The sequence below is a fragment of the Streptomyces sp. NPDC059201 genome, assembly GCF_042754585.1.
In the GTDB taxonomy this organism is placed as follows: Bacteria; Actinomycetota; Actinomycetes; order Streptomycetales; family Streptomycetaceae; genus Streptomyces.
Genome location: NZ_JBHZBB010000002.1, coordinates 649,929 through 665,185, shown reverse-complemented (window position 1 = coordinate 665,185; position 15,257 = coordinate 649,929). Strand labels below are relative to the sequence as shown.

Annotated in this window: 14 protein-coding genes; 8 read left to right on the top strand and 6 right to left on the bottom strand. The window is 75.2% G+C overall.

Features of this window, described 5'->3' with window-relative positions; genetic code table 11:
• The first annotated feature begins 29 nt into the window (after positions 1 to 29).
• Positions 30 to 806: a class I SAM-dependent methyltransferase gene (locus tag ACFXMG_RS08835; RefSeq protein ID WP_383830982.1), complete on the top strand. Its 777-nt coding sequence runs from the start codon at positions 30 to 32 to the stop codon at positions 804 to 806.
• A gap of 207 nt (positions 807 to 1,013) precedes the next feature.
• Entirely contained in the window at positions 1,014 to 2,093 is a 1,080-nt protein-coding gene (locus tag ACFXMG_RS08830; RefSeq protein WP_383830979.1) for a S1C family serine protease, read from the top strand.
• A gap of 682 nt (positions 2,094 to 2,775) precedes the next feature.
• Here the strand turns inward: ACFXMG_RS08830 and ACFXMG_RS08825 are convergent.
• Positions 2,776 to 2,985, bottom strand: coding sequence for a hypothetical protein (locus tag ACFXMG_RS08825; RefSeq protein WP_383831027.1), 210 nt, complete (start codon positions 2,983 to 2,985; stop codon positions 2,776 to 2,778).
• A gap of 90 nt (positions 2,986 to 3,075) precedes the next feature.
• Here ACFXMG_RS08825 and ACFXMG_RS08820 point away from each other — a divergent pair, with 90 nt between their 5' ends.
• The 4 genes from ACFXMG_RS08820 to ACFXMG_RS08805 all read left to right on the top strand — a co-directional run bounded on the left by ACFXMG_RS08820 (position 3,076) and on the right by ACFXMG_RS08805 (position 8,051).
• Entirely contained in the window at positions 3,076 to 4,278 is a 1,203-nt protein-coding gene (locus ACFXMG_RS08820) for a bifunctional adenosylcobinamide kinase/adenosylcobinamide-phosphate guanylyltransferase (protein WP_383831030.1), read from the top strand.
• An 88-nt stretch (positions 4,279 to 4,366) separates the two neighbouring features.
• Positions 4,367 to 5,446, top strand: coding sequence for a nicotinate-nucleotide--dimethylbenzimidazole phosphoribosyltransferase (cobT, locus tag ACFXMG_RS08815; protein WP_383831033.1), 1,080 nt, complete (start codon positions 4,367 to 4,369; stop codon positions 5,444 to 5,446).
• A 110-nt stretch (positions 5,447 to 5,556) separates the two neighbouring features.
• The gene (locus ACFXMG_RS08810) at positions 5,557 to 7,344 is read left to right on the top strand and encodes a phosphatidylglycerol lysyltransferase domain-containing protein (RefSeq protein ID WP_383830078.1); all 1,788 of its coding nucleotides are present in this window, start codon (positions 5,557 to 5,559) and stop codon (positions 7,342 to 7,344) included.
• A gap of 8 nt (positions 7,345 to 7,352) precedes the next feature.
• Positions 7,353 to 8,051 (top strand): hypothetical protein, encoded by a 699-nt coding sequence (locus tag ACFXMG_RS08805; protein WP_383830075.1) that lies wholly within the window; start codon positions 7,353 to 7,355, stop codon positions 8,049 to 8,051.
• Here the strand turns inward: ACFXMG_RS08805 and ACFXMG_RS08800 are convergent.
• Positions 7,991 to 8,755 carry a hypothetical protein gene (locus ACFXMG_RS08800; protein WP_383830072.1) on the bottom strand — a complete coding sequence of 255 codons (765 nt, stop codon included), beginning with the start codon at positions 8,753 to 8,755 and terminating at the stop codon, positions 7,991 to 7,993. The genes ACFXMG_RS08805 and ACFXMG_RS08800 overlap by 61 nt on opposite strands.
• Positions 8,756 to 8,831: 76 nt before the next feature.
• Between ACFXMG_RS08800 and ACFXMG_RS08795 the strand changes: the two genes are divergently transcribed.
• The gene (locus ACFXMG_RS08795; RefSeq protein WP_383830069.1) at positions 8,832 to 9,596 is read left to right on the top strand and encodes an adenosylcobinamide-GDP ribazoletransferase; all 765 of its coding nucleotides are present in this window, start codon (positions 8,832 to 8,834) and stop codon (positions 9,594 to 9,596) included.
• A 67-nt stretch (positions 9,597 to 9,663) separates the two neighbouring features.
• The gene (locus ACFXMG_RS08790) at positions 9,664 to 10,833 is read left to right on the top strand and encodes a hypothetical protein (RefSeq protein WP_383830066.1); all 1,170 of its coding nucleotides are present in this window, start codon (positions 9,664 to 9,666) and stop codon (positions 10,831 to 10,833) included.
• A gap of 11 nt (positions 10,834 to 10,844) precedes the next feature.
• On the opposite strand, the gene ACFXMG_RS08785 is transcribed toward ACFXMG_RS08790, so the two are convergent.
• From ACFXMG_RS08785 to pelF, 4 genes are read right to left on the bottom strand one after another with little or no spacing between them, the layout of a single operon-like run.
• A complete protein-coding gene (locus tag ACFXMG_RS08785; protein ID WP_383830063.1) occupies positions 10,845 to 11,639 on the bottom strand; it encodes an endo alpha-1,4 polygalactosaminidase in 795 nt (264 codons plus the stop codon).
• Positions 11,636 to 12,256 carry a spherulation-specific family 4 protein gene (locus ACFXMG_RS08780; RefSeq protein WP_383830060.1) on the bottom strand — a complete coding sequence of 207 codons (621 nt, stop codon included), beginning with the start codon at positions 12,254 to 12,256 and terminating at the stop codon, positions 11,636 to 11,638. Before ACFXMG_RS08780 ends, ACFXMG_RS08785 begins: the two co-directional genes overlap by 4 nt.
• Positions 12,257 to 12,272: 16 nt before the next feature.
• Positions 12,273 to 13,721: a hypothetical protein gene (locus ACFXMG_RS08775; protein ID WP_383830057.1), complete on the bottom strand. Its 1,449-nt coding sequence runs from the start codon at positions 13,719 to 13,721 to the stop codon at positions 12,273 to 12,275.
• On the bottom strand, positions 13,718 to 15,256 hold the full coding sequence (pelF, locus tag ACFXMG_RS08770; protein WP_383830054.1) for a GT4 family glycosyltransferase PelF: 1,539 nt from the start codon (positions 15,254 to 15,256) through the stop codon (positions 13,718 to 13,720). Before pelF ends, ACFXMG_RS08775 begins: the two co-directional genes overlap by 4 nt.
• Position 15,257: the final 1 nt, after the last annotated feature.

Genomic DNA, 15,257 nt, shown 5'->3' with positions numbered 1-15,257 from the left:
GCGTGGCCGCCACCGGGACGGGCGGTCCTGTGCTGCCCGCGGTCGTCCACTGGCCCGCCGGTCACGGCGGGCTCCGGGACACCATCCGGCAGGAGATCGTCGCCCGCCAGGTCGACGAGCAGATAACCGGCCGCTACCCGGTGGGGCAGCGGCTGAGGATCCTCGACGCGGGCATGGGAGCCGGTACGCAGGCGCTGCGGCTGGCCCGGGCCGGACACACGGTCACGGGCCTGGAGGCCGATCCCGAGCTGCTGAAGGCGGCCCGGGAGTCGCTGGCGACCGAGCCGGCCGGGATCCGCGAGCGGGTCCGGCTGATCGAGGGCGACGGGCGCGAGACCGGTGTCCACTTCCTGCCGGGCAGCTTCGACGTGGTCCTGTGCCACGGCGTGCTCATGTACGCCGACGAGCCGGACGCGCTGCTGGCAGGCCTGGCCCGGATGCTGGCGCCCGGCGGCCTGCTCTCCCTGGTGGTACGGAACGCGGACGCCCTCGCCATGCGGCCGGGGCTCGCCGGGGACTGGGTGGGCGCGCTGGCCGGTTTCGAGTCGGACGTCTACCAGGACGACGACGGCGTGAAGGTGCGGGCCGACCGCCTGGAGGCGCTGACCTCGACGCTCGCGGGGATCGCGGCGCCGCTGCACGCCTGGTACGGGGTGCGGGTCTTCACCGACGCGGTGCCCCCGGAGGCGGGGCTTCCGGCCGCCGGGGAGCTGGAGCGGCTGCTCGCCGCCGAGGAGCGGGCCGGGCGGACCGATCCGTACCGGCGGGTGGCGGCGCTGCTGCACCTGTGCGGGGTCCGGGGCTGAAGCGCCCTCCCCCGCCTTCATGACACGGCCGAGGGCCGGTGCGCCGACGCGGCGCGCCGGCCCTTTCGCGTATCGCCTTCTCCCGACACGTACCCCTGCCCCGTCCGGCGCGGAGTACGCCTGACGCCGTGGACGTCCGACGGGCGGTACGCCTGATCGGAGGCGTCCACCGGGACGGGCGAAGGGGGCGGAACGGATACTCCGGACATGGATGTCACCCGCGCCCGCTCCCGTACCCGACGCCTCGGCCTCCCCCTCGCCGCGGGGGTCTGCGCCGCCGCGCTGACCGCCGGCTGCTCCTCGGACCCCGGGGAGGCCGCGGCGCCGGAGCGGTCCACCTCGCAGGCGGCGGCGCCGCGCGCCGCGAACGAGCTGGAGGACGACTACCAGAGCGTGATCAGGGACGTCCTGCCGTCGGTGGTGCAGATCGACGCGGCGGAGAGCCTCGGCTCCGGGGTCGTCTACGACGACAAGGGGCACATCGTCACCAACGCGCACGTGGTCGGCCGGGAGAGGACCTTCCAGGTCACCGCCGCCACCGGCGGGCAGCCGGTGGCGGCCCGGCTGGTGGCCGCCTACCCGGAGCAGGACCTCGCGGTGATCCGGCTGGAGTCGGTGCCCGACGGGCTCAAGCCGGCCCGGTTCGGCGACTCCTCGGCGGTCGAGATGGGGCAGATCGTGCTGGCGATGGGGTCGCCGCTGGGCCTGTCCGGCAGCGTCACCCAGGGCATCGTCTCGGCCACCGGCCGCACGGTCAGCGAGGGCAGGACCGGCGGCGGCACCGGCGCGACCATCGGCAACATGGTGCAGACCTCGGCCGCGATCAACCCCGGAAACAGCGGGGGCGCGCTGGTCGACCTGGACAGCGAGGTCGTCGGCATCCCGACGCTGGCGGCCACCGACCCGGAGCTGGGCGGCGGCTCCGCGCCCGGCATCGGCTTCGCGATCCCCGCCTCGATGGTGCGGACGGTCGCCGACCAGATCATCAAGGACGGCAGGGTCACCGACTCGGGCCGGGCGGCCCTCGACATCACCGGCCGCACGGTCCTGAACGACACCTACGAGCCGGCCGGCGTGGCCGTGGTGGAGGTGGAAGCGGGCGGCGCGGCGGCCGCCGCGGGGCTGCGTGCGGGTGACGTGATCACCCGGCTCGCCGACGACGACATCACGACGATCACCTCGCTCGCCGAGTCCCTGGCGGACCGCGCCCCGGGCGACGAGGTGGCCGTGACGTACGTGCGCGGCACCGAGACCCGCAAGGCGGAGGTCACACTCGGCGAGATGTGACCGCCGACCTCCGGCCCCGCGGGCCCGTGCGCGGGCGAGTCGCCTACGCGGTCACGCCGTCAGGCGGTCACACCACCGGGCGGCCACGCCGTCAGGCGGCGTGAGCCGGCTCCGGCCCTGCGGGCCCGTGCGCGGGCGAGTCGCCCACGCGGTCCCGCCGTCAGGCGTCCCGCCGTCAGGCGGTAAACCCTCGGGCAGTCACACCACCAGGCCGTCCCGCCTCCAGGCGGTAAACCCTCGGGCGGTCCCGCCGCCAGGCGGCCACACCCTCGGGCGGTCGCGCCGTCGGGCGGCGTGAGCCCGCCTCCGGCCCCGCAGGCCCGTGCGTGGGCGGGTCGCCCACGCGGTCACGCCATCAGGCGTCCCGCCCTCAGGCGGTAAACCCTCGGGCGGTCACGCCGTCAGGCGGTCACACCACCGGGCGGTCACGCCGTCAGGCGGCGTGAGCCGGCTCCGGCCCTGCGGGCCCGTGCGTGGGCGGGTCGCCCACGCGGTCACCCCGTCAGGCGTCCCGCCGTCAGGCGGTAACCCTCGGGCGGCTCACGCCACCCGGCGGTCCCGCCGCCAGGCGGCGTGAGCCGGCCTCCGGCCCCGCGGGCCCGTGCGCGGGCGGGCCGCCCACGCGGTCACGCCGCCAGGGGGTCACACCCTCAGGCGGTCACGCTCTCGGGCGGTCACGCCGTCAAGCGCCTTCTGCGTCCAGGGGCATCGGGCCGTAGATCTTTGCGGTGTCCTCGGAGAGGGTTACCTGGTCGGCGCCGCCGGCGAGGAGGTCGCGCCAGTGTTCGCCTAGCCAGCTCTCGGCGTCGCCCTGGGTGCCGAACTCCTCCGGGGTCACCACCGGCACGACCTCTGTGCCGTCGGACTTCTCGAACCGCCACGTCCATGCCATGTCCGCCTCCTGGGCTCACCGGATGATCGGTTTCCTGCCCGCAGCGTAGCCGGGCGAGCACCTCGCGCGGGGGCGCGGGAGGATCAGTGCGTGGAACTGACTCTGCTCGGCACCGGCTCCCCGCTCGGTCTGCCCCGCCCCGACTGCCCCTGCGCGGTGTGCGCGCGCTCCCGCGGCACGCGCGCGCGTGCCGCGACCGCGCTGCTCGTGGACGGCGCGCTGCTGCTCGACCTCACCCCGGGGGCGGCGCTCGCCGCGGCCCGCGCGGGGCGTTCGCTCGTGGGGGTGCGGCAGGTGCTCCTGACCCATCCGCACGACGGCCCCGCGGTGGAGGTGCCCGCCGGGCTGCCGACGGCCGGGCGGGTGCCCGACGGACGGGAGCTGACGCTGATCAGCGGGCACCGGGTGCGGGCGGTGCCGATGGACTCCCCCGGGACCGGGTACGAGGTGGTGTCGACCGAGGGCGAGCGGCTGCTGTACCTGCCGCCGGGCGGGTCGCCCGCGGGGCTGCCGGAGAACCATCAGGAGCCGTACGACCTGGTGGCGGCGGACGTGACGGGCCGGCCGGACGCGCTGGCGCGGCTGCGGGCGACCGGCGCGGTGGGGCCGGGCACGGAGGTGATCGCCGTCCATCTGGACCACGACGCGCCGACCGGGGCCGAGCTGGACCGGCGGCTGGCGGCGGCCGGGGCGCGGGCGGTGCCGGACGGGACGGTGCTGTACCTGGGCGAGTACCACGAGCTGCCGGAGGTGCCGCGGCGGACGCTGGTGACCGGCGGGGCGCGGTCGGGGAAGTCGGTGGAGGCCGAGCGGCGCCTGGAGACCTTCCCCGAGGTGGTGTACGTGGCGACCGGCGGGACCCGGGAGGGCGACCCGGAGTGGGCGGAGCGGGTGGGCCTGCACCGGGAGCGGCGGCCGGGCTCGTGGCGTACCTCCGAGACCACCGACCTGGTCCCGCTGCTCGCCGGGGAGGGCCCGGCGCTGCTGATCGACTGCCTGTCGCTGTGGCTGACGGACGTCATGGACCAGGTGGGCGCCTGGTCCGACGCCACGTGGGCGGACGGCGGGCAGGCGGCGCTGCGGGAGCGGACGGCGGAGCTGGTGGCGGCGGTGCGGGCGACCGGCCGGACGGTGGTGGCGGTGACCAACGAGGTCGGTTCGGGCGTGGTGCCCGCGACGGCGGCCGGGCGGCGCTTCCGGGACGAGCTGGGGCGGCTGAACGCGGCCTTCGCGGAGGAGTGCGAGCAGGTGGTGCTGGTGGTCGCCGGTCAGGCGCTGGTGCTGCGCGGGTAGGGTGCTGATCCCGATGGGCCTGCGTGCCGAACCTCGCTGATGTCACAAGGCGGAACCCCCGATGGACCCTCTGCACCCCGTGAACCCCATGAATCTCGACGACTTCTCCGATCTGATCGAGCGCCCCGACGGCGGGATCCGGCGTGACGCCGAGGAGCTCCGGGAGCGGCTCGCCGTCCGCCCGGGCGCGCTCGGGCGCCTGGACGAGCTGGGCGAATGGCTCTCCGCGGCCCAGTCGGCGGTGCGGGTGCGGGCGATCGAGCAGCCGAAGGTGGTCGTCTTCGCCGGCGACCACGGCATCGCCGCCCAGGAGGTCTCGGGCCGCGCGGCCGGCACCACCCATGTGCTGGTGCGGGAGCTCCTCGACGGGGCGAGCCCGCTCGCGGTGCTGGCCCGTTCGATGGACGTGCCGGTGCGGGTCGTGGACGTGGCTCTGGACTGCGACCCGGAGCTGCTGCCGGAGGCGGTGACCCGGCACCGGGTGCGGCGCGGCAGCGGCCGGATCGACGTCGAGGACGCGCTGACGCCGGAGGAGACCGAGGCGGCGGTGCGGCTCGGGATGGCGATCGCCGACGAGGAGGCCGACTCGGGCACCGATCTGGTGGTGCTCGGTGATCTGAGCGTGGGCGGTACGACTCCGGCGTCGACGCTGATCGCGGCGCTGTGCGGGACGGACGCCTCGGTGGTGACGGGGCGCGGCGGCGCGGGGATCGACGATCTGGCGTGGATGCGCAAGTGCGCGGCGATCCGGGACGCGCTGCGGCGGGCCCGGCCGGTGCTCGGCGACCAGCTGGCGCTGCTCGGCGCGGTCGGCGGGGCGGACCTGGCGGCGACGACCGGCTTCCTGCTCCAGGCGGCGGTGCGGCGGATGCCGGTGATCCTGGACGGTGTGGTGGGCGCGGCGTGTGCGCTGGTGGCGCAGCGGGCGGCGTTCCGGGCGCCGGACTGGTGGCTGGCGGGTCAGGTGTCCGGTGAGCCGGCGCAGACGAAGGCGCTGGACCGGATGGCGCTCAACCCCCTGCTCGACCAGGGCGTCCTGGTGGGTGAGGGAACCGGGGCACTGCTCGCGCTTCCCCTCGTCCGGGCCGCGGCGGCACTCGCCGCCGAACTGCCCGAGCGTCCGGAGCCGACCACTGCGGACGAGGCCGGCTCCGTCGGGGCGGTCTGACGGGGAGGCGTACTCGGATGGGTGCGGCCGGGAGGCGGCCGCCCGCGACGCGGGGGCGGCCGTCTCCGGCGTCGCCGCATGGGAAGCGGTGCCCCATATGATCGCTTTTCATGGGAGAGGTCCGTTTGTCCGCCGAAGGAACGCCCCGGGGCACCGACCGCTCGCGGCGCAGTGCCGCGTTCGCCGTCTGGTACCTCCGCGTCGTCACGTTCATCAACTTCCTGAGTGCCGTCTGGGTCTCCTTCGGGCAGGACCTGCGACGGCACAACGAGGACGATTACTTCACGCCGTACATGCTGACGGCGGGCTTCGCCTCCGGCGTCTTCACGCTCTTCCTGGCGATCACGATGCGCCGCCGCAAGCGGGCGGCCTGGATCCTCAACCTCGTGCTGAGCGGGCTCTTCCTGCTGCTCTTCGCGCTGGTGATGCTCTTCCCGGAGGTCCGGCAGCACGCCCAGAACTGGATCTCGCTGGCCCTGACGGCGGCCTTCTTCGCCGCCCTGCTGCTCGGCCGCAAGGAGTTCTACGCGAAGGGCGACCGCTCCAACCCGCTGCTCGCCGCGCTCGTCGCGGTCGGCGGCCTGCTCGTCACCTCGCTGCTCGCCGCCCTCCTGGTCACCGTCACCAACACGGCCGCCGGGCACGCCACCTTCCTGGAGCGCTGGCGGTACGGCGTGATGCGGCTGATCACGCTGGCCGCCGACGACTCGCGGTTCCCGTCCATCACCACCCCGGGCTGGGTCGACGTGGTCATCAACGTGATGTCCACGCTGCTGCTGTTCGCGGTGCTCTTCGCCGCCTTCCGCTCCCGCCGGGCGGTCGACCCGCTGACCGAGGGGGACGAGGAGCGGCTGCGGGCGCTGCTCGACCGGCACGGGGACCGGGACTCGCTCGGCTACTTCGCGCTGCGCCGCGAGAAGAGCGTGGTCTGGTCGCCGAGCGAGAAGGCGGCCATCGCCTACCGGGTGGTGGGCGGGGTGTCGCTGGCCTCCGGCGATCCGATCGGCGACCCCGAGGCGTGGCCGGGGGCGATCGAGCCGTGGCTGGCCGAGGCCCGGGAGCACGGCTGGATCCCGGCGGTCATGGGGGCGAGCGAGGAGGCCGGGGTGATCTACGCCCGGCACGGTCTGGACGCCCTGGAGCTGGGCGACGAGGCGATCGTGGAGACCGACGAGTTCACCCTGGACGGGCGGGCGATGCGGACCGTCCGGCAGGCGTTCAACCGGGTCAAGCGGGCCGGGTACGAGGTGCGGATCCGGCGCCACGAGGACATCCCGGCCGAGGAGATGGCCGAGCTGCTGCGGAAGGCGGACGACTGGCGGGACGGGGCCACCGAGCGCGGCTTCTCGATGGCGCTCGGCCGGCTCGGGGACCCGCGCGACGGGCGCTGCGTGATGCTGGAGTGCTCGGACGGCGAGGGGGAGCTGCGGGCGGTGCTCTCCTTCGTGTCGTGGGGGCCGAAGGGGCTCTCGCTGGACCTGATGCGGCGGGACCGGGACTCCGAGAACGGGCTGATGGAGTTCATGGTGATCGAACTCCTCCAGCGGGCGAAGGAGATCGGGATCACTCAGGTCTCGCTGAACTTCGCGATGTTCCGGTCCGTCTTCGAACGCGGCTCGAAGCTCGGCGCCGGACCGGTGCTGAGGATGTGGCGCTCACTGCTCAGCTTCTTCTCCCGCTGGTGGCAGATCGAGTCGCTGTACCGCGCCAACGCCAAGTACCGACCGATCTGGGAGCCCCGCTTCATGCTCTTCGAGAAGAGCGCCGACCTGCTGCGCATCGGCCTGGCCGCCGGCCGGGCCGAGGGCTTCCTGGAGGCGCCGGGCCTGCTGGGGGCACCCCCTGGACGAAGTCCTTGGGGGAGGCTGCACCGCAAGCACCTGGCGGGCGGGCGTTGAGCGGGGCGGTGCGGAGCTTCGCCCGCCGCGAGTGGGGGCCGCTCTTCGGCGCCGTACGCGGGGAACTGACGGCCCGGCGGTGGAGGGCGGTGCCGCTGACGCTGACCGCCGTCTGCCTCACCGCGCTCTTCCAGTTCGTCCAGAACCAGGAGTGGGGGTACGGGCCGGTGCAGGCGATCGGCGCGGTGCGGGCCGAGGACCCGCTTTGGCTCGCCCTGCTCCGTACCCCGCTCTCGCTCTTCGTCCCCGCGCTCGACCTGCCCGTCTGGGGCGCGCTCGCCCAGGTCCTGCTGGTCTTCGGGATCGCGGAGATCTGCCTGGGCCGGTGGCGGATGCTCGGGATCGCCTATCTGGCGACCCTCTCCGGGACCCTGTACGCGCGCGTGGGCATCGCCCTGGGCCCCGGCACGCCCTTCGGGCTGCCCGCCTCCGACGCGCAGGTGGTGGACACCGGGCCCTCGGCGGCCGTGGTGGGGCTCGCCGTCTACGTCTGCTGGCGGCGGCGGGCGTACTGGACGGGCGCGGCCGTCGTGCTGGCGATGGTGATCGAGGTGATCGTCAAGCCGAACCTGGCGGGCAAGGAGCACCTGGCGGCCATCGCGGGCGTCCTCGTGCTGATGGGGTTCCAGGCGTGGCGGCGGCGGGGTCAGGACGAGCCCGGCCCACGGCCCGGGACCCGCTCCTGGAAGCCGCCGATCAGGTCCTGAACCTTCCGCCGCACCCGGGTCCAGCGCTTGTCGTGCCGGTAGGCGCGGACCGTGCCCCGCGCGCGGGCGCGGTGGCGGCGCCGGTAGAAGCGCCGCCACCACCAGGAGCCGGGGCGGGCCAGCCGGACGGCGCCGACGATCGCCACGAAGGGCACGAAGACGCCGATCAGCGCCATCCGCAGCTTGCCCTTGACCAGGGCGACCAGGATGAGGGCGAAGTTCAGGACCAGGGTGAGCAGGAAGCTCACCCGGTCCTGGCGCTCCTCCTCGGTGATGTCGTCGACGCCGAGCGGGGAGAAGCCGCTGAGCGGGAGCAGGACGAGGGCGGCGGTGAGGACGACGACCTCGACGCTCTGCCGGCCCTCCTCCGACCAGTACACGTCGTCCAGATGGAGGATGAGCGCGAACTCGTCCAGGACGAGACCGGCGCCGATCCCGAAGACCACGGCGAAGGCGGCCGCCCCGAAGCCGTGCCGGCCGCTGGCGACCGCGCCGAAGCCGCCGAGCACGCTGAGGACCACGCCGGGCACGACGTGATGGATGTGCAGCCCGCCCGAGGAGACGTTGCGGAACGGGCCCTTCCCCGCGCGGATCAGCCGGGTGACCGTGCGGGTGAGCAGGAAGGTCAGGACGAAGGAGGTCAGCGCGAGGAGCATCGGGAGTTTGCCCGGCTCGACGATGTTGCGGGAGAACCAGTGACCCATGCCACCCCGTTCCGCTATGCCCGATACGTAACGAATGGGCAATCTACCGTCCTGCCCCGGCGATTACCCTGCCCGGATGGACGGCCTGCGTTTCGCCTTCGGGACCCTCACCGTGTTCCCCGCCCGCATCACCCGCTGGGACCGGGACGCGGCGCGCGCCGGCATGCTCTGCGCACCCGTCGCCGGACTGGCCGTCGGCCTCGTCGCCGCGGCGGTCGGCGGGGTGCTCCTGCCGCTGGGCTCGGGGCCGCTGATCGCCGCCGTCGTCACCGTCGCCGTGCCCGCCGCGCTCACCCGGGGGCTCCACCTCGACGGGCTCGCCGACACCGCCGACGGGCTCGGCAGCGCGAAGCCGGCGGAGGACGCGCTGCGCATCATGAAGCAGTCCGACATCGGTCCTTTCGGGGTCATCACCCTCGTCCTCGCGCTGCTCGCGCAGGTCGCGGCGGTGTACGAGCTGTACGGGGAGGGGTGGGCGCACGGCGCGGTCGGCGTCGCGCTGGCGGCCACCGTCGCGCGGCTCGCCCTCACCCACGCGTCCCGGCAGGGCGTCCCGGCGGCGCGGCCCGAGGGGCTCGGCGCGATCGTCGCGGCCACGGTGCCGGTCCGGGCGGCGACCCTCTGCACGGCGGCCGTGCTGCTGCTCGCCGCCGGTACGGGCCTGCTGCTCTCCCCGTACGACGCCGTCCACGCCGTCCTCGCGGCGGGCGCCGGCCTCGCCGCCTCCGCCCTCCTCCTCCGCCGCTGCGTCCGCCGCTTCGGCGGCGTCACCGGCGACGTCTTCGGAGCGGTCGAGGAGACGGCGGCGACGGTGACGCTGCTGGCGCTGACCCTGGGCTGAGGCGGCGGTGATCGTTTCGTGACCGGAGGACGGGCAACCATCCGCCCCCCGCGCCGGTCATCGGAGCATGTCCAGAAGCCTCGCCGCCGCGCTCACCACCGCCGCCCTGCTCCTCACCGCCTGCACCGGGAGCGACGGGGGCGCCGAGGCGACGCCCGCCGCCCACCCCGTCTTCTCCGCGCCGCCGGCCCGGCAGGTGCTCCTCGCTCTCCGGCACACCCAGGAGACCGGTGGCGCCGCCCTCCGGCAGACCGTCACCTTCACCGCCGGGCGGACCACGGCCGTCCAGACCGTCGCCGGCCGGGTGGACTTCGCCGGCGCGCGCGGCGAGGCGTCGAGCGAGTGGCGGATCGCCCCCGACTTCCCGATGGCCGCGCAGGACACGCTCCTCGGTCACCTGGCCGCGCTGGAGACCGGCGCCGCGCGGGGGCGGTACACCGTCGACACCCGCGCCATCCACTACCGGGCCGGCTCCGCCGGGTACTGGCTGCGGTACGAGGGCGACATCAAACCGCTCTGGGGCATCGACTCCGTCAGTCATCTGCGGGGCACCGAGAGCGCCGTCGGCGGCACGCTCCTGGAGGTGCTGGGCGGCGTGCGGCCGCATGCCAAGGGCGAAGCCGCCCCGGGCGGCGGCCGGACCTACCGGGCGGACTTCCCGCTCGCCCAGGCCCTCGCGCTCTTCCCGATGGACCTGCGGCATGAGCTGGCGCCGGAGCCGCTCTTCGCCGGCTCCCCCGGCGCGCCCGTCCCGGTGACCGTCGAGGTCGACGGCGAGGGCCGGATCGTACGGGCACGGGCCGACCTCGCCGCCGTCCTCCCCACCACGGCGGACAGCGCGCTCGCGGAGGTGACCGGACTCTGGGTCGAGCTGGCCCTGAGCGGCTTCGGCGCGCCCGCGCCCGCCGTCGGCGCCACCCCGGACGGGCAGGTCCTGGACGCCGCCCGGTCGGTCGTCCCGCTGTACGAGGCTGCCTCCGGGAGCTGCGTGGACGTCGACACGGGGATGCGGCACCGCAGGCTGGTGACCCGCTTGTCCTGCGACGGCCCCCACGACGCCAGGATCACCGGGCAGCACGCGCTGGGCGCCGCCTACCCGGGGCCGGACGCCGCCCGGGAACGTGCCGAGCGGGCGTGCGCCGGCCAGAAGGGGTTCGGGACGTGGCACGCCTGGTCGACATCGGAGGAGTGGCGGGACCGGGGCGAGGGCTGGGCCACCTGCTTCCGGCTCTCCTGACCCCCGGGCTCTCAGCAAGCATGGTGCCAGGCGCCCAGGTCGTAGTTCTTGCGCAGGGAGCTGAGGCCCAGTTCGCGGGTCTGCGGGCAGAACCCGGCCGGGGGTAGTTCGTACTCGGCGTGGAAGACGGGTTTGTTCGCGGCGATGAAGGGGGTCAGGCGGTGGCACTCGGCGTATTCGGCGCACTGCTCGTTGACCGCGAAGTCGAAGTCGGCGAGGAGCTGGGGGATCTGGTCGAGGTCGTTCTTGAGGCCGACGGCGAGGCCGCGGTCGTGGGCGAGGCGGGCGATGAGGCGGTTGTAGCGGAGCTGGTCCGCGGCGGTGAGCGGGAAGCCGGTGCGGTTGCGGTAGCCGTCCATGTTGTCGGGCTCCACCGCGTCGAAGCCCTTGGCGCGGCACATCTCGATCCGCTCGGCCATCAGCGGTTCGAGGACGTCGGTGCGGCGGATGTCGAGCCACCGCTCGCCCTTCCACCCGTTGCCCTCGCCGAGGACCGACTCCGGGAAGCGGCCCGCGTCGGGGCGGAACTCCTCCCACGCGCCGGTGGAGAGGTAGCAGATCACCTTCCGGCCCCGGCGGTGCAGGTCGGCGACGGTCGAGGCCGGGTGGTCGAAGCCGTCGATGTCGTACACGGGCACGTCGACGGTCGGGTCCAGCTTCCCGCTGAGCTGCCACTGCCAGGCGAGGCCCGCCGTCGGGCGCCAGCGCGCGCGGTCCGGTTTGGGGTCCGGGCCGGAGCCCGAGGTGCAGGCGGTGACCAGGAGGAGCAGCAGGGCCGCCGCGAGGAGGGGCAGCGGGCGTCTCATCGGGCGGGCTCCAGGATCTCGTGCGGCAGGGTGCCCCAGGGGTGGGCGCCCGTCCCCGGGACCGCGCAGTGCACCTCGGTCGCGGGGCGGAAGCCGGGCGGAGCCTCGTACACGAGGTGGCAGTGGTGGGGGGCGACGGGCAGGTCGAGGGTGCGGTAGGTGTCCCAGGGGCCCTCGAAGGTGACCAGCAGGTCGGCCAGTTCGGCGTACCCCTCGTCGGGGTGGGCGCCGTGGTTGAGGACGAGGGTCGAGGCGCCCGCGGCCCGCGCGGCTACGGCGAGCCGCCGGTAGTGCGGCAGCGCGTCGGGCGCGGTCGCGACCTGGTCGAGGAAGGCCCCGTCGGCCCCGTACCAGTCGCGGTGGCGGAGCAGGTCGACGACGACCTCGGCGTGCGGGCGGCGGCCGTAGGCGGTGTCCGCGTAGCCGAGGATCCGCACCCCGGCGGCGCGCAGCCGTCCCGCGGCCTCGGCGAAGGCCGGGTCGGGGGCCTCGCCGGCGCCGTTCGCCGGGTTGAGGACGACGCCGTGGAGGCGGGGCGCCGCCGCGATCAGGGCCGCCCAGCCCTCGGGGCGGTCGGTGGGGTGCTCGTAGTACGGCACCAGGAGGAAACGATTCACGTCCTGAGATTCCTACCTAGGGGCGGTGGGCGGTCGGGCGGGCCAGCAGGACTCGGCTGAGGACGGCCAGCGCCGCCGCCGCTCCCCCGGCGGCGAGGAGGCCCGCCGCCGGTTGGAGGGTCTGCGCGGCGGCCGCCAGCAGGCAGACCGCGGCGGCCGCGGTGACGGCGCCGAACGCCTGGAGCAGCAGGCCGAGCCAGAGGACGGTGCCGATGAGGAGGAGGGCGAGCAGCCGGGCCGGGGTGGGCCAGGAGGAGCCGGGCCACAGCAGGGTCGCGGCGAGGGTGAGGGCGAGCAGCACCGTGAGGTAGCCGCCGAGGCAGAGGACCAGCGTGCCGGTGAGGGCGCGGCGGAACTCGCGGGCGGTGGTGAGGGTCCGCAGCCGGGCGAGGCCCGCGCCCCGGAAGCGGTGCAGCAGCCATTCGGCGGGCCCCATGGAGAGGGTGAGCGCGATGACCGCGCCGGTCCCGGTGGCCAGCGCGTCGCCGAGCCCGGCGTGCAGCACCAGCACCCCGCTGCCGAGGCCGAAGAGGCCGTACGGGATCGAGGCCGCGAGCGGCGGTCCGCCCCGCCCGGCGGCGCCGCGCGCGGTGCCGGGGCGCAGCGCGCGGGCGGCGACGAGGCAGGCGGCGGTGAGCGAGAGGGCCGGCAGGGCGGCCCGCACCGGGTCGGGCAGGTCCCAGCGGAGGACGAGGAGGGCGCCGAAGAGCGGCAGCAGGGCGGCGAGCAGGGCCCGTTCGCGGCCGAGGACGAGGAGGACGGTGGCGGCGGCGAGGTAGAGGGACTGGCCCGCGGCGAAGACGGCGGCGGGCAGTTCGCCGTCGCGGGCGGCGGCGAGGGCGACGGCGGTTCCGGCGAGCGCGCCGGCCGGGGCGCCGAGGAGCAGGGCGCGGGCGGCGGCGGCCCGGTCGCCGAGGCCGAGCCAGGTGTAGGCGCGGTGGGAGAGGACCTGGTTCCACACCCAGCCGGTGACGGCGCCCGCGAGCAGCGGCACGGTGCCGGAGGGCAGCCCGTACCGCCCCTGTGGTCCGGCGAGCAGCGGGCCCGCCAGGACGTACGCGAGTCCGGGGAGGGCGAAGACGAGGCCGCGTATCAGGCAGCCGCCGAGCCCGTCCGACCAGGCCGGGCCGCTCCGGTCCTTCCGGGGCGGCTCGGGGTGGCGCCGCTCCACGCGCGCGTACAGGTCCTCGGCGAGGGTGAAGGAATCGTTCCGCCCGTAGGTGAGGCGGATGTGGGCGTCGGTCATGCCGTCGGATTCGAGGAGTGCGGCGATCTCGTCGGGGTGGACGGCCTCCGCCACGAACTCGTCCAGGCGGAGGGCGAGTTCGTCGAGGGGATCGACGGCGGTGCCGGACGACCCTCCCCCGACCCCGGGCCATGCCTCGGGCTCCCGGGGCCGGGGCGGCGCCGCGAGCACGGGGGTCGCGGTCGCGGTCGGCGGTTTCAGCCAGAGGGAGCCGCTCATGCCGGGGTGCCTTCCGGGACGCGGGGCGCGCCGCGGCGCGGGGACGGGATGCTGACGCGCAGCGGCGCGGGGGCGGGCGCGGGCACGGGGGTGCGGGGGGCGGCGAGTTCGCGGTAGATGCGGCGGAAGCCGTCGACCGAGCGGTGCAGGGTGAACTCGTCGATGACCCGCTGCCGGGCCTGCCGGCCGAGCGCGGCGCGGCGGGCGCCGTCGCGGAGGAGGGCGGAGACGGCGGCGGCCATGACGGCCGGTTCGCGGGGCGGGACGACGACTCCGGCGTCGCCGACCGCCTCCCGTACGCCTCCGACGTCGGTGGAGACGGTGGCCCGGCCGCAGGACATGGCCTCGATGAGGGAGAAGGGGAAGCCCTCGCTGATGGAGGAGAGCATCACCACGCTGCCGGCGGCGTAGGCGGAGGGGACGTCGGAGACGCGGCCCTCGAAGGAGACGCCGTCGGCGACGCCGAGTTCGGCGGCGAGCTTCTCCAGGCGGGTGAGGTAGTCCTCGTTGCCCGCGGGGACCGGGCCGAAGAGGCGGAGCCTCAGCTCGGGGAGTTCGGCGCGGGAGATCGCGTACGCCCTGATCAGGGTCTCCAGGTCCTTGATCGGGTCGACCCGGCCGCACCAGCTGAGGGTCGGCGTCTCGGGTTCGGGTCCCGCCTCGGGGAAGAGGGCGGGGTCGACGCCGTTGTAGACGGTGCGGATGCGGTCGGCGGGGGCGCCGCCGCGCTCCTCCCAGCGCCGGTTGTACTGGTTGCAGGGGGTGATGAGGTCGGCCTGCCGGTAGCCGAGGGAGTTCAGCTCGCGGTAGAAGCCGAGCATGAGGGCCTTGACGGGCCAGCGCTGGGCCTCGGTGCGGTAGCCGAGGTAGCGCTCGCGGAGGTAGATGCCGTGTTCGGTGAGCAGGAAGGGCACCCCTTCGAAGTGCTGCGCGGCGAGGGCGGGCAGGGTGGCGAGGCCGCTGGAGACGGCGTGGGCCACGCTGCCGTCGGATATCCGGGCGCCGAGCGGCCGCAGGGCGTGTTCGAGGAGGTCGGTGGCGGTGAGGGCGTCGTGGACGGTGGGCCCGGCGGCACGCGTCGGCAGGTGCGGCATGGTCCAGATCCACATGAGGGAGCGGAGGGCCGCCTCGGAGCGCAGGGCCGGGGTGAGGCGGCCGTCGCGGGCGAGGGCGGCGAGGTCGTAGAGGCTGCCGGCGAGGTCGTGTCCGGCCTCCGGGTCGAGGAGGGCGAGCAGGAAGTGCTCGTATCCGGCGAGGAAGCGGCGGCGTTCGCGTCCCCGCAGGGGCCGGCGCGCGCGGGTGGGCGCGGCCGGTCCCCGCGGGTGGCCCCAGAGGGGGAACGCGGTGTGCCGGGTGATGTTGGGCGGCAGCTCCCAGGTGACGGGTTCGCGGCCGCTGCCGGTGAGGGCGAGGATCTCGAAGGTGACCTCGGGCATGCCCCGGACGAGCTGGTCGCACCAGGTGCTGACGCCGCCGTGGACGTGCGGGTAGGTGCCTTCGGTGAGCATGGTGACGTGACGGCCACTGCTCGGCATG